The 18,117-nt window shown below is 70.8% G+C and carries 23 protein-coding genes; 9 read left to right on the top strand and 14 right to left on the bottom strand.

Features of this window, described 5'->3' with window-relative positions:
* Nucleotides 1-63 precede the first annotated feature (63 nt).
* From wrbA to ACLQ26_RS30465, 5 genes are all read right to left on the bottom strand, one after another.
* A complete protein-coding gene (gene wrbA / locus ACLQ26_RS30485; RefSeq protein ID WP_425747800.1) occupies nt 64-681 on the bottom strand; it encodes an NAD(P)H:quinone oxidoreductase in 618 nt (205 codons plus the stop codon).
* A 277-nt stretch (nt 682-958) separates the two neighbouring features.
* Nucleotides 959-1,327 carry a DUF3037 domain-containing protein gene (locus tag ACLQ26_RS30480; protein WP_425747799.1) on the bottom strand — a complete coding sequence of 123 codons (369 nt, stop codon included), beginning with the start codon at nt 1,325-1,327 and terminating at the stop codon, nt 959-961.
* A complete protein-coding gene (locus ACLQ26_RS30475) occupies nt 1,324-2,082 on the bottom strand; it encodes a HipA family kinase (protein ID WP_425747798.1) in 759 nt (252 codons plus the stop codon). The genes ACLQ26_RS30480 and ACLQ26_RS30475 overlap by 4 nt, the downstream gene beginning before the upstream one ends.
* A 96-nt stretch (nt 2,083-2,178) precedes the next feature.
* Nucleotides 2,179-2,571 carry a hypothetical protein gene (locus ACLQ26_RS30470; RefSeq protein ID WP_363688322.1) on the bottom strand — a complete coding sequence of 131 codons (393 nt, stop codon included), beginning with the start codon at nt 2,569-2,571 and terminating at the stop codon, nt 2,179-2,181.
* Nucleotides 2,572-2,758: 187 nt separating this feature from the next.
* Nucleotides 2,759-3,268 (bottom strand): hypothetical protein, encoded by a 510-nt coding sequence (locus ACLQ26_RS30465; protein WP_425747797.1) that lies wholly within the window; start codon nt 3,266-3,268, stop codon nt 2,759-2,761.
* Between the two features lie 183 nt (nt 3,269-3,451).
* On the opposite strand from ACLQ26_RS30465, the gene ACLQ26_RS30460 reads away from it, so the two are divergent.
* Nucleotides 3,452-4,561, top strand: a complete 1,110-nt coding sequence (locus tag ACLQ26_RS30460) for a winged helix DNA-binding domain-containing protein (protein WP_425747796.1) — start codon at nt 3,452-3,454, stop codon at nt 4,559-4,561.
* On the opposite strand, the gene malQ is transcribed toward ACLQ26_RS30460, so the two are convergent.
* From malQ to ACLQ26_RS30435, 5 genes are all read right to left on the bottom strand, one after another.
* Nucleotides 4,543-6,582, bottom strand: coding sequence for a 4-alpha-glucanotransferase (gene malQ, locus ACLQ26_RS30455; RefSeq protein WP_425747794.1), 2,040 nt, complete (start codon nt 6,580-6,582; stop codon nt 4,543-4,545). The genes ACLQ26_RS30460 and malQ overlap by 19 nt on opposite strands.
* A gap of 113 nt (nt 6,583-6,695) precedes the next feature.
* Nucleotides 6,696-7,904, bottom strand: coding sequence for an ABC transporter ATP-binding protein (locus ACLQ26_RS30450; RefSeq protein ID WP_425747793.1), 1,209 nt, complete (start codon nt 7,902-7,904; stop codon nt 6,696-6,698).
* A 10-nt stretch (nt 7,905-7,914) separates the two neighbouring features.
* Entirely contained in the window at nt 7,915-8,751 is an 837-nt protein-coding gene (locus tag ACLQ26_RS30445; protein ID WP_363688314.1) for a carbohydrate ABC transporter permease, read from the bottom strand.
* Nucleotide 8,752: 1 nt separating this feature from the next.
* Nucleotides 8,753-9,736 (bottom strand): carbohydrate ABC transporter permease, encoded by a 984-nt coding sequence (locus tag ACLQ26_RS30440; protein WP_425747792.1) that lies wholly within the window; start codon nt 9,734-9,736, stop codon nt 8,753-8,755.
* Complete coding sequence (locus tag ACLQ26_RS30435) at nt 9,733-11,022, bottom strand: ABC transporter substrate-binding protein (RefSeq protein WP_425747791.1); 1,290 nt, start codon at nt 11,020-11,022, stop codon at nt 9,733-9,735. Before ACLQ26_RS30435 ends, ACLQ26_RS30440 begins: the two co-directional genes overlap by 4 nt.
* 228 nt (nt 11,023-11,250) lie before the next feature.
* Between ACLQ26_RS30435 and ACLQ26_RS30430 the strand changes: the two genes are divergently transcribed.
* Both ACLQ26_RS30430 and ACLQ26_RS30425 read left to right on the top strand, forming a co-directional pair.
* Nucleotides 11,251-11,577, top strand: coding sequence for a hypothetical protein (locus ACLQ26_RS30430; protein ID WP_425747790.1), 327 nt, complete (start codon nt 11,251-11,253; stop codon nt 11,575-11,577).
* Nucleotides 11,574-11,972: a hypothetical protein gene (locus ACLQ26_RS30425; protein WP_425747789.1), complete on the top strand. Its 399-nt coding sequence runs from the start codon at nt 11,574-11,576 to the stop codon at nt 11,970-11,972. The genes ACLQ26_RS30430 and ACLQ26_RS30425 overlap by 4 nt, the downstream gene beginning before the upstream one ends.
* Nucleotides 11,973-11,996: 24 nt before the next feature.
* Here ACLQ26_RS30425 and ACLQ26_RS30420 read toward each other — a convergent pair whose 3' ends face one another.
* Nucleotides 11,997-12,218, bottom strand: coding sequence for a flavin reductase (locus ACLQ26_RS30420; RefSeq protein WP_425747788.1), 222 nt, complete (start codon nt 12,216-12,218; stop codon nt 11,997-11,999).
* Nucleotides 12,219-12,224: 6 nt separating this feature from the next.
* On the opposite strand from ACLQ26_RS30420, the gene ACLQ26_RS30415 reads away from it, so the two are divergent.
* Together ACLQ26_RS30415 and ACLQ26_RS30410 are read left to right on the top strand one after the other, a co-directional pair.
* Entirely contained in the window at nt 12,225-12,785 is a 561-nt protein-coding gene (locus ACLQ26_RS30415; protein ID WP_425747787.1) for a DUF5753 domain-containing protein, read from the top strand.
* Nucleotides 12,782-12,964 carry a DUF397 domain-containing protein gene (locus tag ACLQ26_RS30410; protein ID WP_425747824.1) on the top strand — a complete coding sequence of 61 codons (183 nt, stop codon included), beginning with the start codon at nt 12,782-12,784 and terminating at the stop codon, nt 12,962-12,964. Before ACLQ26_RS30415 ends, ACLQ26_RS30410 begins: the two co-directional genes overlap by 4 nt.
* 159 nt (nt 12,965-13,123) lie before the next feature.
* Here ACLQ26_RS30410 and ACLQ26_RS30405 read toward each other — a convergent pair whose 3' ends face one another.
* Nucleotides 13,124-14,197, bottom strand: coding sequence for a hypothetical protein (locus ACLQ26_RS30405; RefSeq protein WP_425747786.1), 1,074 nt, complete (start codon nt 14,195-14,197; stop codon nt 13,124-13,126).
* Nucleotides 14,194-14,535 carry a PadR family transcriptional regulator gene (locus ACLQ26_RS30400; RefSeq protein WP_425747785.1) on the bottom strand — a complete coding sequence of 114 codons (342 nt, stop codon included), beginning with the start codon at nt 14,533-14,535 and terminating at the stop codon, nt 14,194-14,196. Before ACLQ26_RS30400 ends, ACLQ26_RS30405 begins: the two co-directional genes overlap by 4 nt.
* 110 nt (nt 14,536-14,645) lie before the next feature.
* On the opposite strand from ACLQ26_RS30400, the gene ACLQ26_RS30395 reads away from it, so the two are divergent.
* From ACLQ26_RS30395 to ACLQ26_RS30385, 3 genes are all read left to right on the top strand, one after another.
* Nucleotides 14,646-15,347, top strand: coding sequence for a VOC family protein (locus tag ACLQ26_RS30395; RefSeq protein WP_425747784.1), 702 nt, complete (start codon nt 14,646-14,648; stop codon nt 15,345-15,347).
* 185 nt (nt 15,348-15,532) lie between these two features.
* Nucleotides 15,533-15,964 carry a hypothetical protein gene (locus ACLQ26_RS30390; protein ID WP_363688302.1) on the top strand — a complete coding sequence of 144 codons (432 nt, stop codon included), beginning with the start codon at nt 15,533-15,535 and terminating at the stop codon, nt 15,962-15,964.
* A 47-nt stretch (nt 15,965-16,011) separates the two neighbouring features.
* On the top strand, nt 16,012-16,329 hold the full coding sequence (locus ACLQ26_RS30385) for a hypothetical protein (RefSeq protein ID WP_425747783.1): 318 nt from the start codon (nt 16,012-16,014) through the stop codon (nt 16,327-16,329).
* A gap of 364 nt (nt 16,330-16,693) precedes the next feature.
* On the opposite strand, the gene ACLQ26_RS30380 is transcribed toward ACLQ26_RS30385, so the two are convergent.
* Entirely contained in the window at nt 16,694-17,404 is a 711-nt protein-coding gene (locus tag ACLQ26_RS30380) for an HAD family hydrolase (RefSeq protein ID WP_425747782.1), read from the bottom strand.
* Nucleotides 17,405-17,491: 87 nt separating this feature from the next.
* Here ACLQ26_RS30380 and ACLQ26_RS30375 point away from each other — a divergent pair, with 87 nt between their 5' ends.
* Nucleotides 17,492-18,115, top strand: a complete 624-nt coding sequence (locus ACLQ26_RS30375) for a hypothetical protein (RefSeq protein ID WP_425747781.1) — start codon at nt 17,492-17,494, stop codon at nt 18,113-18,115.
* Nucleotides 18,116-18,117: the final 2 nt, after the last annotated feature.

The following is an 18,117-nucleotide window of genomic DNA, read 5'->3' as shown; positions in this document are numbered from 1 at the left end:
TGGTGCGACCGGTGGCGCGAGCGGGCCGAGAGCCCCCGCCCGCGCCACCGGTCGCCCCACCGGTCAGCCGCCCATGCCCTGCTTGAGCGCGGCGCCGATCAACACCGCCCGGCGGGCGGTGAGGGCGCACGCGCCAAGCGCCACCGCGTCCGGGGCGATCTCCCCGTTGTTGCTCGTGTGCGAGGCGCCGTACGGGTTGCCGGCGATGAACTGGCTGGAGTCGGTGTAGCCGGGGGGCACCACGACACCACCCCAGTGGTAGAAGACGTTGAAGAGCGAGGTCAGGGTCGTCTCCTGCCCGCCGTGGGAGGTCGCCGTCGAGGTGAAACCCGCGTAGACCTTGTTGGCCAACGCGCCCTGCGCCCACAGCGGCCCGGTGGTGTCGATGAACTGCTTCAGCTGGGCGGCGATCATGCCGTACCGGGTGGGCGAGCCGAAGATCACGACGTCGGCCCAGGCCAGGTCGTCGATCATCGCCTCGGGCACGTCCTGGGTCTCCAGGTGGTGTGCCTGCCAACCGGAGTTGGAGCGGATCGCCTCGTCCGGCGCCAGCTCCCGCACCTTGCGCAGGCGCACCTCGGCGCCGGCTTCACCGGCGGCCTCGCACACGGCCTGCGCCATCTGGTACGTGACGCCGGTGGCGCTGTAGTAGATCACCGCTACCTTGGTCTGGGCAGCCATCAGATGTGTCCCCTTCTCGTCTCGGGTCAGCTCCCGCGACTACCCCTGGGACACGGTGACAAACGACGGACGGCCGGCTTCCGGTAGTCCGGGCTCAAGTTTTCCGCAAGTTCCCGGTCGTTCCGGCCCTACCGCCCGCGCGGGCGGCGATCCTGATGCCATCCGGTGTCGGCGCGCTCCCGCGCCCCCCTGACGCCGGCCGCCTGAACGGGGGATCGCGCTCCGCCGGCAACGGCGCTGGCGTAGCGCGATCAGGGGTCGCTGGCCGCCGGCCCGCTCAGCGCACCAGCGCTGCCATCAGCCGATCCAGCTCGGCCGCCGGGTCAGCCGTGAGGCCGGTGTGCACCGGGCTGGCCTGAATCATCGTGCTGCGGGGCGCGACCAGCCAGTGGAACCGCTCACCGAGCCGCATCCGGGTCGCCGGCCCGTCGCCGGAGCAGGTCCGGTCCAGGGAGTCGAGCACCGCGGCCACCTCCGGCAGATCGACATCGGGCGCGAGCGCCCGGACCCGATCGGCGTCCAGGTGCGTCCGCGCGGCCAGGAAGTCACGCTGCTGGCAGTAGAGAAGCACCCCGACGTTGATCTGCTCGCCGCGCTCGATGCGGGGTACCAGCCGGATGACTGCGTACTCGAACGGATGCCTCACGCCACGCTCCCCGCCGGCAGCCAGTCCGCCCGGCTGTCGACCCGCCGCGACAGGTGCGCCACGTACGCCTCCCGCGCGGCGTCGGCCGAGTCGAAGTCGGCGGCGGTCAGCCACTGGGCCGGCACCAGCGCCAGCACCTCCCGCAGGAGATCCGGGGTGACCCGGGGCGCCAACTCGGCGTCGGCCTCGGCCAGCCGCGACGCGTACGGCTCCAGCACGTGATCGTCCGCGCGATAGGCCCGGTGCACGGCGGCGTCGGCGCGCGGCCAGTTGTGGTGGAAGTACAGCGCCGCGCCGTGGTCGATGAGCCACAGCTCCCGGTGCCACACCAGCAGGTTCGGATTGCGCCAGCTCCGGTCGACGTTCTCCACGTACGCGTCGAACCAGAGCACCCGGGAGGCCAGCGTCGGGTCGACGGGGTGCGCGACCGGGTCGAAGCCGAGCGCTCCCGGGAGGAAATCCATCCCCAGGTTGGCGCCGCCGCTGTTGCGCAGCAGCTCCTGCACTTCCTGGTCGGGTTCGGCCCGTCCGATGACCGGGTCGATGTCGAGGACCACCAGCGGCGGCACCCGCAGCTCCAGCCGGCGGGCCAGTTCACCGCAGATCACCTCGGCGACCAGCGCCTTGGGCCCCTGCCCGGCGCCGGAGAACTTCGCCACGTACGTGCCGAGGTCGTCGGCCTCCACCACGCCGGGGAGTGAGCCGCCCTCGCGCAGCGGGGTGACGTAACGGATCGCGGTGACCTGGCGGAGCACGCCGCCCACCCTACTGGGCTCCCGGCCACGACAGGCGCCGACGTCCCCGCGTCGGTTGCACGCTCCGTCACCACCCCGCCGGCCGGACGCGCCGCGTCAGTCGAGCTTGTCGCGCAGCTTGTCGACCTGGGTCTGGAGGCGGTCCACCGCGTTCTCGTTGTTGACGAAGGTGGTGATGCCCGCCGCGAGGCCGAGGCCGATCAGCACCGCCAGGATGCTCAGCACCAGGCCGCCGATCGACACGCCCCGGCCGGTCACCCCCGGTCGGCGGGCCATCTTGAGCCCGACGATGCCGAGGATGATCCCGATGATGCCGAGCACCAGCCCCAGCCAGGCGAGGATCGCGGTCAACACACTGAACAGGCCGGCCACCCCGAAGACCAGGGCGAAGGTGGCGGCCGCGCTGGTCTTGGCACCGGTGGACGCCCGATGGGCCCGGGAATCGGCAGGTACTCCGGCACCCCGGGCCGGCTCGCTTGCGGCAGTCATGGGACTCCCTTCCGTACGCGCGGCGCGCGTACTTCCGGTCGCCCGCCTTCCCCGGGATCGGGCCGTTATGCCACCCGAGCTGGCGCTGCTGGTGGGCAGCGCCGGCGGCCGTCGGCGGCCTCGACCGGCCAAGGAGCGTCAGAGGGCGCGCAGTAGCGCGCCCTCTGACTGCCTGCGTGTCAGACCTTCAGGAGGTGAAGGGGTATTGCAGCTCGAGGACCGTGGCCTCGCCGCGAGCCTGGCCGGGGCCGACCGGCTGCCACTCCCCGGGTTCGACCTTTTCGACCTCGACCACTGTGGGGTCGTCCTTGACTTCGACCTTGGCCGCGATCGTGTTCGTGCTGTTGCCGCGGACGAAGTAGACCTTGGGGATCTCCATGCTGAGCCAGCCTGCGCTCCCCGTGGCCTTGAAGCAGAAGTTGACGCCCCCGGGCAACGTGAGGTCGTTGCTCTGCACCAGGATCAAATCCACTGGCGGGTTCTTCGGGTTGGATCCGCAGTCGACCATGGTGATGTGCCCGTCACCCTTGATCAGCTTGATGCCCTTCTGGGCCAGCACCTGCGCGGCGCCAGGGTAGGAGTAGTCCTCCACGATGGACGGTGGCGCGTCCTCGGCTGCGGAGGGAAGTTGGCTGATGGCTACCGCCGAGGCGCTGGCGAGCACGACAGCGGCACCGCCCGCGATAGCCGTTCGCAAAGAGAGAATCTGCACTGATCGTTCACCCCGTGTGAAGTCATCTGATGACCACGTCGTCTGCCTGCTGGTGCGCGGATCGACGCAGCGGCACCGCCGCGGTGCCAGTTGGTGACAGCAAAGATCGTGCCACATCTACGTCCCGCTGTGGGGCCCGCTGTCGGCCGGGTGGCCTACCCTGACCCGATGACCGGGGAGCTCACCGCATCCGAGGCGCTCGACCTGCGGATGACGAGCCTGCTGCTGCGCCCGCACCCGACCATCCAGCCGGGTGGTGTGGCCGACGTGGTCGGGTGGTTCGGCGCGATGCAGGCGCAGGACCTGGCGAGCGGCCTGTGGTCGCTGGGTGCCCGACTGCAGGGGTGGACCAGGTCCGACGTGCAGGCGGCGCTGGAGCGGCGCGAGGCTCTACGCACGTGGCCGATGCGGGGCACCGTGCACCTCGTACCCCCCGCCGACACCCGCTGGATGCTGGAGCTGACAGGCGTCCGCTCGCTGGCCGGCGCGGCGACCCGCCGAGCGCAGCTCGGGCTCACCGAGGCCGACGCGGACCGGGCGCTGGACGTGCTCGGCGCCGCGCTGGCCGGCGGGGGCCGGCTGACCCGGGCGCAGTGCCTGGCGGCCCTTCGCGCGGCGGGCCTGTCGACGGACGACCAGCGTGGCTACCACCTGCTCTGGTACGCGAGTGTGCGCGGGGTGACCTGCGTGGCGCCGAACGTCGGCACGGAGCAGACCTTCGCGCTGCTCGACGAGTGGGCGCCGGAGCAGCGTCGGCTGGAGCGGGACGAGGCGTTGGCAGTGCTCGCCCACCGCTACGTCCGGGGGCACGGGCCGGTCACCGCCCGCGAGTTCGCCGGCTGGAGCGGCCTCACCCTGACCGACGCGCGGCGCGGGCTGGCCGCCGCCGGCGACCTGCTGGGCACGGTACGGGTCGAGGGCGAGCCGATGCACGTCGACGCGGCACTGGCCGGTGCGCCACGCACTCCGCTCGATGACGTGCTGGCGCTGCCCGGCTTCGACGAGTACCTGCTCGGCTACCGGGATCGCACGCTGATGCTCGATCCCGCGCACCAGGCGGCCGTGGTGCCGGGCAACAACGGCATCTTCCAGGCGACTGTGGTCCGGGCCGGCCGGGTGGTGGGTGTCTGGAAGCGCACGCTCGGCCGGACCGCCGTCACCGTGACGATCCGCCCGCTGACGGCGCTCGGCGTCAGGCAACGGAGTCGGGTGGAGCGGGCCCTGGGCCGGTACGCCGATTTCGTCGGGCTGCCGGCCCGCTACGACTGGTCGGCCTGACCGCCGCTCGACGCCGGCCGACGCGTGCCACCCGCCGGCGGCGTGGCCGATCGGGGACGCGCGGCGGTGAGCAGGTCGACGATCCGCCTCACCCGCCCGTCGGCGCGGATCTCCGCGACCGTCGCCGGCAGCGGCAGCCGCCAGTTCGGGTACTCGTCGACCGTGCCCGGCATGTTGGGCTGACGCACCTCACCGAGCACGTCGTAGAGGGAGACACCGAGCAGCCGGGTGGGGCTGGCCGCGAGGGCGGCGTGCATCGCCACCACCACGTCGTCGTCGGGTGACGCCGACCCGCCTGCCGGCGGCGACCCCGCAGCGGCCGGCTCGGGCAGCAGAGCCTCGTCGCGCAGCATCGTCAGCAGCCGCTCGCGATCGTCGGCGGCCCGGGCGCGCTCGACCGCCACGTCGGTGCCGAGCAACTTCAACTCGTCGCGGACGCGGACGTGCTCGCCGCTCAGGAAGCCCGGCGCGGTGGGCAGGTCGTGGGTGGAGATGGTGGCCAGCGCGTTACGCGGCCAGCGGGCCGGCGGCACGAAGTCGCCCTCGTTGTCCCTGGCGAACCACAGCACTGTCGAGCCGAGCATGTTGCGCCCCCGCAGACCCCGGGTCACGGCGGGTTGGACCGTGCCAAGATCCTCGCCCACCACCACCGCGCCGGCCCGGTGGGCCTCCAGCGCGAGGATGCCGAGCATCGCCTCGGCGTCGTACCGGACGTAGGTGCCCTCGGCCGCGCCGGCGCCCGGCGGCACCCACCACAGGCGCCACAGCCCCGCGACGTGGTCGACCCGGAGGCCGCCCGCGTGCCGCAGGGTCCGCCGCAGCATGTCCCGGTACGCCGCGTACCCGGTCTCGGCGAGCCGGTCCGGCCGCCACGCGGCGAGGCCCCAGTCCTGCCCGAGCTGGTTGAAGTCGTCAGGTGGAGCACCGACGCGGACTCCCTGGGCCAGGACATCGGCGAGTTGCCAACCGTCCGCCCCACCAGGGTCGATGCCGACGGCAAGGTCGTGCACCACGCCGACCGGCATCCCGGCCGACCGGGCCGCCGCCGTGACGGCGTCGAGCTGCTCGTCGCACAGGTGTTGCAGCCAGGCGTGGAAGGCCACCCGGTCGGCGAGCTGCCGACGCTGCTCGGCGACCGCCGGGGCGTCCGGGTGGTGCAGCTCCGCCGGCCAGGCACGCCAGTCGTTGCCGTGCCGCTCCGCCAACGCGCACCAGGTGGCGAAGCTGGTAAGCGCCGGGTCCGCATCCAGGTCGACCGGCTGGGCGTACGGGTGCAGCAGCTCCAGGGCGCGCCGCTTGGCGGTCCACACCTGGTCGTAGTCGATCAGGTCGCCGCGGTCGGGGCGAAGCGCGTCCACCACCGCCCGGGTCGCCGGGTCCGCCGCGGCGTACGCGGCCGTGTCGCTCACGCGCAGGTAGAGCGGGTTGACGAAGCGCCGGCTGGCCGGCGAGTACGGTGAGGCGGCCACCGGATGGGCGGGCCCCACCGCGTGCAGCGGGTTGAGCAGCACGAGCCCCGCACCCGTGGCACCGGCCCAGCCGGTGAACTCGGCGAGGTCCCCGAGGTCGCCCATGCCCCAGGAGTGCTCCGAGGTGAGAGCGTAGAGCTGGAGCATCCACCCCCAGGTGCGCGGCGGCGCGGGCAGCCGACGGGGCACCACCACGAGCGTCACCTCGCGCCCGGCGCAGCCCAACCGGTGCCAGCCCAGCGGCAGGTCCCCCGGCAGCTCGCCGTCGACGTCGCGACGGCCGCCGTCCTCCAGGGTCACCACACCGGGGCCGGGCAGCGCCCGTGTCGTGCCGTGGGTGAGCACCACAGTCGCCGGCAACGCGGCCCGGTCGACAGCGCGGGCGGCGGCGAGCGCGTCGGCCACGGCGGCCGGGCTTGTGGCGTCCACGCCGAGCAGGCCGAGCACGCCCACGACGGTCTCCGGCGCGACCTCGACGCGACGGCGTCGCCAGTCCTCGTACCAGGTGGACACGCCGTGCGCCCTGGCCAGCGCGGTCAGTCGTCGGTCCATCCCGCCCCCCACCTCACGATGCGACCCTTCGACCACCTTGCCACGACGGGCGGCACGGCGCAGGGCACGGACGGGGCCGGCGGGCGACCGCCGGCCCCGAGCGGTGAACGCCCTCACTCGGCGAGCGCGCCGGCTGCGCGGCCCTCGTGCAGGGTCAGGTTGCGGCCATTGGTGGGGTCGAACAGGTGGATCTTCTCCAGGTTGAACCAGACCCGGCGGGACTGGCCTTCGACGACCGGCGACTCGGCCGACAACCGGGTGACCAGGTTGCCGCCCGCGCCGGCAAAGTCACCCGCGCCCGCGTCGGCGGCCAACTCCTCCAGCTCCGCCGCGCTGGCCCGCTCCCCCTCCACAGTGAAGTAGACGTACTTGTCCGAGCCCATCGACTCGACGATCTCCACCGGGGCCTCGAACTCCAGCCCTCGACGGCGGGTGTCCTCGTCGACCAGCTCGGCGTCCTCGAAGTGCTCGGGGCGTACGCCGAGGATCAGCTCGCGGGGCGCGTCGGCCGCCTCCAGCTCGCGGCGGACCCGGTCGCCGAGCGGCACCTCGCCCAGCGCGGTGCGCAGGCTGCCGTCCTGCACGGCGGCGTGCAGGAAGTTCATCGACGGCGAGCCGATGAAGCCGGCCACGAAGAGGTTGCGGGGGTGGTCGTACAGCTCCTGCGGGGGCCCGACCTGCTGGATCGCGCCACCCCGCATGATGACCACCCGGTCGCCGAGGGTCATCGCCTCGGTCTGGTCGTGGGTGACGTAGACGGTGGTGGTGCCGAGCTGTTTCTGCAACCGGGACACCACGGTCCGCATCTGCACCCGCAGCTTCGCGTCCAGGTTGGACAGCGGCTCGTCCATGAGGAACGCCTTGGGCTGGCGGACGATCGCCCGGCCCATCGCCACCCGCTGACGCTGGCCGCCGGAGAGGTTGGCCGGTTTGCGGTCCAGCAGTGGCCCCAGCTCCAGCACCTTGGCCGCCTCGTCGACCTTGGCGTCGATGGTCTCCTTGTCGAGCTTCGCCAGCCGCAGCGGGAACGCCATGTTCTCCCGCACTGTCATGTTCGGGTACAGCGCGTACGACTGGAACACCATGGCGATGTCCCGGTCCCGGGGGGCCTTGTCGTTGACCCGCTGACCTCCGATGCGCAGCTCGCCGGAGGTGATGTCCTCCAGGCCCGCGATCATGTTGAGGGTGGTGGACTTCCCGCAGCCCGACGGGCCGACCAGGATGACGAACTCGCCGTCGGCGATCTCCAGGTCGACGTCCTGCACGGCGACGGTCCCGTCCGGGAAACTCTTGCTCACCTTGTCGAGCACGATGCCAGCCATGACTACTCACCTATCCCTTGACTGCGCCGGAGGTCAGGCCGGACACGATGCGGCGCTGGAAGAAGAGGACGAACAGGATGATCGGTACGGTGATCACCACGGCGGCGGCGCAGATCGCCCCGGTCGGGTCCTCGAACTGCGACGCGCCGGTGAAGAACGAGAGCGCGGCCGGCACCGTGCGGGACCGCTCGGTGGAGGTCAGCGAGATGGCGAACAGGAAGTCGTTCCAGCAGAAGATGAAGACCAGGATCGCCGTGGTGAACAGGCCGGGCGCGGCCAGCGGTGCGATCACCCGCCGGAACGCCTGTGCCTGGGTGGCGCCGTCCATCTTCGCCGCCTTCTCCAGGTCCCACGGGATCTGCTTGAAGAACGCCGACAGCGTGTAGATCGCCAGCGGCAGCGCGAAGGTGATGTACGGCAGGATCAGCCCCGGCCAGGTGTCGAAGATCTTGAGCTGACGCTCGATCTCGAAGAGCGGCGACACGAGTGACACCTGCGGGAACATCGCGATCAGCAGGGAGACGCCGACCAGCAACCCCTTGCCGGGAAAGTCCAGCCGGCTGATCGCGTACGCGGCCATCGCGCCGAGCACCACCGCGATGAGCGTGGCGATGAGGGCGATGCCTATCGAGTTGATCAGCGCGCGGACGAACTGGTCCGTGTCGAAGATCGTGCGGTAGTTGTCGAGCGTCCACTCCCGCGGAAAGAACTTCCCGTCGGTGAGCGTGGCCGGCGTCTTGAACGACAGCGAGGCGATCCACAGCACCGGGACCATCGCGAAGACGATCACGAGGACGTCGAGCAGACCCCAGCGCAGCTTCGCCCGGGTGGTGGTTTCGACAGCCATGTCAGCGCCTCTCCCCGTCGTCGCTGCCGGGGGCAGCGGTGCCGAACAGCTTCACGAAGACGAAGGCGATGATCGCCACGGTGATGAAGATGAGCACCGACATCGTCGAGCCGATGCCGAGGTTGAGACCCCGGATCAGGTTGTTGTAGGCCAGCATCGACACCGACGAGGTCTCGTTGCCGCCGGCGGTCAACACGAAGATGTTGTCGAAGACGCGGAACGCGTCAAGGGTGCGGAACAGCAGCGCGACCAGGATCGCCGGCTTCATCACCGGCAGCATCACCTTGGTGAACTTCTGCCAGCCGGTCGCCCCGTCGGTGGAGGCGGCCTTGAGCAGGTCCTCCGGCACCAGCGCCAGACCGGCCATCAGCAGCAGCGCCATGAACGGGGTGGTCTTCCAGATCTCGGCGAGCATGATGATCGCCAGTGAGCTGGCCCGCTCGGTGAGCGGCGCGCCGTCGCTGAACAGGTCGGCCAGGTAGCCGGTGCCGGGCGTCCAGGCGTACCGCCAGGAGAACGCGGCGACCACGGTGACGATCCCGTACGGGATGAGCGCCGAGGTGCGGACCAGGCCGCGGCCGACAAGCGTGCGGTGCATGATCAGCGCCAGCCCCATGCCGAGCGCCAGCTCGACGGCCACGGTGACCACCGTGATCAGCGCGGTCACCCCGAACGCGGTCCACCAGAACTCGTTGGTGAGCACGGTGACGTAGTTCTCCAGCCCGATGAACTCACGCTGGTCAGGAAAGCGCAGGTCGTAGCGCTGCAACGACAGCCAGACCGAGTAGATGATCGGGTACGCGGTCACCGCGACCATCACCAGCGCGGCGGGCGCGCAGAGCAGCCAGCCGAGCCGGCGTTCGGCCTTCTTGTTCTCACTCAGCGGCGCCTTGCGACGGCCGCCCCGCTGGGTGGGCACGGCGGTGCGTCGCTTCGTCTCCTCGACGGCGGTGTTGGCGCCGGTTGGCGTGGCACTGATGCTCATGGCAGCACCCCCTTCGACTGGAGGGCGTCGGAGATGGCGCCGCGCAGCTCGTCGGCCGTCTGCTGCGGACGGATCGCCGACGGCGGCGACAGGATCGCCGACATGACTGTGGAGATGCTCTGGTAGGCAGGGGTCAGCGGACGGGTCGCCGGGTCCTTCAGCTCTTCCAGGATGGTGTCCTTCATGGGGTACGCCTCGGCCATCTCCGGCTCGTCGAAGACGGCCTCGATGGTCGGTGGCACACCGTCGTTGATGGCGGAGAACTTCTGGTGCTCGGGGCTGCGCAGACAGCGGGCCGCCTCGAACGACTGCTCCGGATGCCTGGAATAGGAGCTGACCGCCAGGTTCACGCCGCCGATGGTGACCTTGCTCGGGGTGTTCCCGTCGATGCCGGGCACCCGGGCCCAGCCGACCTGCTTGGCCAGCTCCGGGTTCGCCTCCTGCAATGCCGGGTAGACGAACGGCCAGTTCACCTGGAACGCGCCCGCGCCGGACTGGAACTCCAGCCGGACCGGGTCCTCGGTGGCGTTGCTGAACGACGGTGAGGTCACGCCCGACGTGGCGAACGTCTTCAGTTGCTCCAGCGCCCGGACCGTGCCCTCGTCCATCACGGCCTTCTTGCCGTCGTCGGAGAGGACCTTTCCGCCGGCGCTCTCGGCAAGCGTGTTGTAGAGGACGACGAGGCCCTCGTACTGGGCGCCCATGGTGAGCACCTGGTACGGCTTGCCCTGGTCCTTGAGCTGCTGGGCGGCAGAGATCATCTGGTCCCAGGTGGTCGGCGGCTGCGGCACCAGGTCCTTGCGGTACCAGAGCAGCTGGACGTTCGTGTTCTTCGGCGCGGCGTAGAGCTTGTCCTCGTAGCGGGCGGTGTCCAGCGGCCCGGCGAGGGTGCCCTGCTCGACGTCGGAGCGGTCCTGACCGGTCCACTCGCGGATCCAGTCGGCGCTGGCGAACTCCTGGGTCCAGGTGACGTCCAGACCGAGGACGTCCATCCCGCTGTCCTCGGCGGCCAGCCGGCGCACCATCTGTACGCGCTGGTCGTCGGCCTGTCGGGGCAGCACCCGGTAGACGATCTTGTATCGCCCCTGGGCCTGCGCGTTGCAGTCGTCGACCACCTTCTGCAGGTTCTGCTCCGGCGGGTAGTACAGGTTGATCGTCGGCGTACCGCCGGCACCGTCGTCGGCGCCGCACGCGGCCAGCGGCGCGACAAGCGCCAGCACGGCGGCTGCGGCGCCGAGCCGGGCAACCGGTCGACGCCGGTGTCGAGCCGTTTCGGGGTCCGTCATCGCCCTCCCCCTCTCTTCGGCGAGAAACCGGGGAGGGGCATCCGTGCCCCGGTGCACGGCGAGACGTTTCCGAGCCGGTGAGCTGCGGAAATGCCCCGGCCCGGATGCTCCTGGCGGCTACACTGCCCCACCTGCCACGTCACGAAACCTGCCCGTCACAGCGGGACACGCTCGGGGGCCGACAGAGAGTCACCGCACGACTGCGTATGACAGGGGTAAGCTGCGCGTATGACAGAACCGCAGCGCCGCTTCACGATCTCCGTCCCCCCGGACGTGGCGCAGACCCTGGAGAGCCAGGGCAACCGCATGGCCAGCGCCTACGTCACCGAGTCGGTACGCCGTCGCCGACGAGTCGACCAGCACAAGGAGTTGCTGCTCGCCGCCGGCATCCACGTCACCGAGCAGGGCGTCGCCGAGGCTCGGGCCCGACGCCTGGGCACGGAGGCAGATTGGCCCTCGGAGCGCTTCGCGGCCGAGCGCGCCAAGATCCGCGCCGCCATGGAGGCCGAGATGAACGGCGACGACGACGCTGCTCCTCACGCTGACGCCGCATGACGGCCGAGACACAACCGTCGGTCCGGCTGATCCTGGACCGGTCCGCTCTGCTCGGCTATGCCGTGCTGCGGACGGTGCACGTGGGCGAGCCCGTCCACGAGGTGATCGAGGATGGGGTGCGGTTCGGGGTGCCGGTGGTGGCTGCCGCGGAAGCCCTGAACCTGGCGACCGGCAAGGACCTGGCCCTGTTGCACAGACTGTTGGCAATGCCCTCCTGCGCGCTGCTGCCCGAACGGGCGCAGGACCTGCCGGAGTTGACCTTCTGGCAGCGCAGGACGCGCCGCTTCGACCTGGCCGCCGCAGCCGTGGCGGGCCTGAACCACGACGCCGCGGTGCTCACCGGCGAGGGGCCCGGCTATTCCGACGGGATCCCGCTGATCCACTTTCCCGGCTGACCCACCGCTGGCTGAACGGCTACCTCAGCCCCGGGCCCTCGCCCAGGAGAGGAAGCGCTCGGTCATCTTCGCCGGCGGGTGGTTGGGGTGGAGCTGGGTGAGCTGGGCCGTCGCCTCGTTCATGAGCGTGCCGAGATAGATCAGCAGCCCGATCCGGTTGGTCCGGTACTCCGTCAGCAGGGCCAGCTTGGCCGGCTGGCACGGCCACTCCCTGCCACAGCTCCGGCACCGCCACAGCGGGCGCATCGCGACATGCGGGACGGGCGGACGCACCACCATCACCGCCACCGCGTTTCGCTGCGCTGGTTCGAGTTGGCGTACGTGCCGGGCCTGCTCCAGACCGAGCGGTACGCCCGCGCCACGTTGGCCGGTGGCCGGTTCGACGCCGAGGACGTCGACCGGATCGTCGCCTCCCGGCTGGAGCGCCAGGCGATTCTCCAGCGCCCGCGCCCGCCGCAGCTCATCGCCGTTCTGGACGAGGCGGTGCTGCGCCGGCCGGTGCTCGACCAGCCGGGTCTCATGGTCGAGCAGTGCGAGCACCTGGCGCAGTTGGCGACGGCGGAGCATGTCCAGGTGCACATCGTGCCGGTGGATGCGGGGATGTATCTGGGGCTGGCCGGTCAGTTCATCATCGCCGAGATGCCGGACGGCGCGCGGGTGGCCCACGCGGACAACCAGCTCATCGCGCAGTTCGTCGATGCCCCGACCGACGTGGCTAAGCTGGCGAAGACGTGGGAGATCGTGCGCAACGAGGCGCTCCCCCGCCGGCAGAGCATCGAGCTGATCGAGAGAGTGGCGAAGTCATGGACATGATGACCCCTCGGTGGCGGAAGTCGACCAGGTCCGGCGGCAACGGCGGGTCCTGCGTCGAGGTCGCCGACAACATGCCGCACGTCGTGCTGGTGCGCGACACCAAGGACCGCGAGGGCGGCACCCTGCACGTCGACCCCACGGCCTGGAAGGCGTTCGTCGCGTACGCCAAGCAACACTGAACGTAAGCTCGGAGAAGATCCCTCTGCCTAGAGGCATTCTCCGGCGAAGCTGGAGATCTTGGACAGTTTCCGTTATGAGAGAACGGAAACTGTCCAAGGTCCACCCTGCAAGGTCCCGCGACCGCCGGGAACTACCGTCGACAGCAGCGGTCGAAAGCCTCAGCCTGCTATCGCGGCTCCCTGCGTCTCCGGCTGCGCGCCCGGACGGGCGAGCCGGATCGCGGCACCCGCGAGCACGGCACCGGCGATGGTCAGGGAGAGAACCTGCCAGGCCGGCCCCAACGGGTAATAGGGGCCGGGTGTGAATGCGCTGTGCACTGTGAAGACCGGACCGATGTCGCCGTGATCTCGGAACGCCCGCAGCACGTTGCCGTACAGGGCTGCTGCCGGCAGAGCGAGCGCGACCAGCGCGACGGCCCAGAGCCCGGCGGAGGCGCGCCGCCGTTCGGCCGACGCCTCCACGATCCGGTAGGCGAGGGCCGCTGCGAACAGCCACCCGAGGAGAAGTCCGATCAGGATTCCCGTCACGATCAGAGGTAGGAACATGGGCCTGCTCTGCGCCCAGCCGGCGAGGTGGACAGAGCCGTGGTCGGCGGTGAGGTAGCCCCGCACCTGAAGTGTCAGCCCGTTCGACGTGGCGCTGAACGTCGAGTTGCGCATCGGCAGGTCGACGAAGGACTTGGTGTCGGGATTGAACGCGACCGCTTTGCCGCCGAGCGGCGTGATGCCGGTGACCGACCAGCCCTCAGCGGCGAACCGCTGCCGGGCCTGCTCGACGTCCCAGGCGCCATCGACTTCGGTAGTCGTCGAGATCGACTCCTCCAGCCACGGTGACCCGACACGCAGCTGGACGGAATCGCCGGTGGCACCGCTGGCCCGCTGGGTCAGACTGGCGATCGTGGCGTCGTCGGGCAGGTCCGCGAACGTCTGGGCACCTGCCCACGACCCGGCGGCCCCACCGAACGCGCCCATCGTCAGGGCGAGGAGGATCGCCGCGACCACCGCGAGCGGCCGGCGTGCGGGGAGCCGGAGCCGGTGGCGCACGCCGCTGGCGAGCAGGTGCAGGGCCTCCCCGGGCCGAGGGCGGCGCTGCCCGGGGGCCGCCATCTCAAGGAGCGTCGTGATCATCTCGGTGCCGTACCGCTGCCGGTGGCGGTCCGGGTACGCCAGCAGCAGCTTGCGGTAGTGGCGTTCGAGACTGTTGTCGTCGGTCGACCAGGTGGCGGCGGTCATGCGATCACCGTCCCGAGGCCCGGGACACCACCGAGGCGCTTGCTCAGCTGGGTGTCGGCCGCCGCCGCATGCCGACGCAACCGCTCGGTCTGGGTTTGCAGGGCGGCCGCTCCCGCCTCGTTGAGCCGGTAGTAGCGACGCAGCCTCCCGTCGACCGCCTCCTCCCTGTCGACCTCGATCAGGTCTTGCTCGACAAGGCGGTCGAGTGCGCCGTAGAGGGTGCCAGGCCGCAGCTTGACGTCACCCGCCGACAGCTCCTCCACCGCCTGTACGACCCCATAGCCATGCAACGGCCGCGCGGCCAGAGCGGTGAGGATGAGGAAGGTAGATTCATGCATGAGCGCATAGTACGTGCGGCGTTATATATCGGCAAGGATTCTATTTGGAATCGCTCCGGCCCCCTACCTTCTGCCCGGACATGTTCGCCCGGACCAGGCATGCTGGAACGATGATCGCGCGCTTCAAGGACCTCTGCCTGGACGCCGCCGACCCGCTCGCGCTGGGTGGCTTCTGGGCCCGGATCCTCGACGGGGAGGTGGCCGACGCCGGCGGCGACGACACCCGCGTCGACCCCCGCTCCGCGCGTTCCGACGCCGAGTCCATCTGGGTGAACCGGGTGCCCGAGCCGCGGGTCGGCAAGACTCGCGTACACCTGGATCTGCGGTTGGCCGGCGCGGACCCGGCTGCGCTGCTCGCAGCCGGCGCACGGCTGCTCCGCGAGCCGGCCGGTGCGGCCACCTGGTGGGTGCTTGCCGACCCGGAGGGCAACGAGTTCTGCGCCTACCCGGCTGGCGAGGGCACCGGGCCGGGCCCGTTCGACCTGGTCGTCGACTCGGTCGAACCGGCCGCGCAGGCCACCTGGTGGGCCGGTGTGGTCGGTGGCGTGGTCGAGTACGGGTCGTCCACGGCGTCGGTGGTCGGCGCGGCCGGGTTCCCCTGGGAACACTGGGTCTTCCACGCGGTTCCCGAGCCCAGGACGGTCAAGAACCGCATGCACTGGGACGTCGAGATGCTCAGCTCGGAGCCGACCGCGCTGCTCGACGCGGGCGCGACGCTGGTACGCGAACCGATCGACGAGGCGCCCTGGTGGGTGCTTGCCGACCGGGAGGGCAACGAGTTCTGCGCCTTCGCGCCGCGCCCCACCGGGTGAACGGCCGACTACCCAGCGCGGGCGGCGTCGGCTAGCGTTTCCGTAGCGCCGCAGCCAGCGCGTTCGCCGCCGACGTCGAAACGCCTCCGGCCGGCCCAGCCTGCCCGATCGGTTGGTTATCGCGGGAACGTCCCACCGCCGCTGCACCGGTTCGGCAGGATCGTCCCAATGAGGGAGGTGCCGTCGTGCAGGACACCCGCGCTCTCGCCCTGACGTTCGAGGTGAGCGGCCTGCCACCGGTCAAGACCGAAGCGTTGTCCATCTTCGCCGCCGGGCATCGGCAGGCGACGAGGGTCCGCACCCTGCTCCAGGCCGCCCTGGGCGCGGCCCAGCGCACCGGCTGGACGCCGTTGCCCGGGCCGATCGAGGTGGACCTGGTTCTGCGCTGCCCGCCCGGGCACCGTACGTCCGACGCCAGCACCCTGCTCGGCGGCGTCTGCGCGGTGTTACAGGACAAGAAGCGGGTCTCCACCATCGGCCTGACGCACCTCGGCGTCCTGGTGGACGTCGCGCTCTACGACGACGACCGGCAGATCCGCCGCTTGTCGTACCACGAGGAGCCGGCGGAGGACTTCTCGTACCAGGTGCGGGTCGCCGCCGTGCCGACAGGCGTTTGACCGACGGCCGCGGTGGGGTATCGCGGACGCCGACGAAGGGAGCACCGATGTCGGAGCCACATGTCACGCTCGACCCACGCGGGCTCGATCCCGTGCAGCAGAAGCTGCGTGGGCCGCTGGAGGAGCAGCTGACCTCGGCTCTCCAGGCAGCCACCGACCGGATTCGGGCCGGCTACGCCGGTGAGCCGGTCGAGTCGGTGTGCCAGCGGCTGTTGGACGAGACCCGCTCCGGGTTGCATCCCGACATCGCGGCAGGGTTCAACCCGGACATGGACGAGTTCTGCCGGGTGGCGATCTCGATCGTCCGCGGCGGGTCCGACGAGTCGGACGTCCACCACACAGGCGACGGCCGGCACCGCGCGTAACGGAGCAGCACCGATCGCAGTGGCCGGGTCAGGACCGGGTCCGCAACTACCCGGTCCTGACCCCCGGCCGTCCGACGGGGAGCGGACAGGTCGGGCAGCCCACCGCACGTGAGCGCGGCACGACGCCACGCGGCTCGGTGGGGAGGCCCGGCCGCCCTGCACTCAGCTCCACGGTGCCCACCTGCCGGACGCCGGTGCGCCCCCGGCACACCCCGAAGGCCGCGAGCGCCGGCCCAGGTTAGGCGGACCGCCGAGCGCCGGACAAGCGTTGCCGGGCCATCCGCGACGTGACTGATCTCAAGGGCGAAAAGCGGCATGTACGCGTAACGAGACCATGATCGTCGACGCTGTTCGGGTTCGACGGTCAGAAGTGTCGGAGCAGGTCCCGGAAGGCGGCCAGGCGCAGCACGCCACCGTCGGTCGGGTCCAACTCGTCGTTCTCCAACACCCAGGTGTTCTCGTTCGGAATGAACACCGCGTTCAGACCGGCCGCCCGCGCCGGAAGGATGTCGGACTTCGGGGAGTTGCCGATCATCCACGCGTCGGCAGGCGCGAACCCGTGCTCGCGAATCAGCCACCGGTAGGTGTCGACGTTCTTCTCGGCGACGATGTGCGCGGCACCGAAGTGATGCAGCAGCCCGCTGGCATCCAGCTTGCGCTGCTGCTCGTCCCGATCGCCCTTGGTCAGCAGCAGCAGTTCGTGCCGGCCTGCCAACTCGTCGAGCGCCTCGGCGACACCGGGCATCAGCTCCACCCGGTGCTCCACCAGCGCCAGGGCCAGCCGGTGGATCTCCTGGCGCTCGGCGTCGGTGACCGGCCGTTCGCGCAGCCGCTCCAGGCACTCGGCGAGGCTGCGGAGGAAGACCTTGCTGCCGTACCCGTGCGCCACCGCGTTGGCCCGCTCGATGTCGTCGAGGATCGCCCGGGTCTCGGCCCGGTCCAGGGTGGGGTGGTCGAGCCAGGCCAGGAAGTCGTCGATCACCCGCTCGAAGACGACGTTGTTCTCCCACAGGGTGTCGTCCGCATCGAAGATCAGCACCCTCGCCTGCCGCCGTGCCGTCCCGCTGGCCGTCATCTCTTCCTCCCCCGCGCCGACGGTGCCCGAAGGCCGAGGGCCCAGAATAGGCGGGCGAGAATCCGGGACCTTTTCGAGGAGTACGCCATGTTCACGGTGAATCGGGTTGCCGGCGCGGCGATGCTGGCGTGCGTCGGCGCACTTGTGGCGTGCGGTAGCAGTCCCGACAAGGCGCCGGGTGCCGCGGCCGGCACGGCCTCGTCGTCGGGCACGACGGCCGTGGCGGTGACGCCGTCCGCGGCGGCACCGGCGACCGATCCGCTGTTGTCCGGCAAGCGTGAGGTCACGATCACGCGGGTGCGGGGTTCCGGGAGCACGCTGGAACTCAGCGGTCGCCTTGAGGAGGGCGGCGACACCGGCGGGCGTGTCCTGTTCGTACCGACGCCGATCGGCAACGACCAGTACGTGATCAAGGCGTTCGGCACCAAGGACGACCACCCCGCAAACGACGATCCGTCCTGCTGGCAGGTCAACGGCCTGGACATCGAGCCGGAGCTGACCATCGAGGCCGCCGTCTGCGACGAGGACAACCCGATCCAACGGTTCACGATCACCACCAAGGGCAACGGGACGTACGCGATCGGCAGCGAGACCCGGGTCCTCCAGCACAAGGCGGGCAACGGCCTGATCCTCAGGGAGTCGGGCGCCTCCCCGCTGACCACGTTCCGGTTCGTCGACAAGGGACCGGCCAACCGCGAGCCCCTTAACTGAGC

Source organism: Micromonospora sp. DT43 (genome assembly GCF_049841645.1).
In the GTDB taxonomy this organism is placed as follows: Bacteria; Actinomycetota; Actinomycetes; order Mycobacteriales; family Micromonosporaceae; genus Micromonospora.
This window is presented reverse-complemented; position numbering and strand designations above follow the sequence as displayed.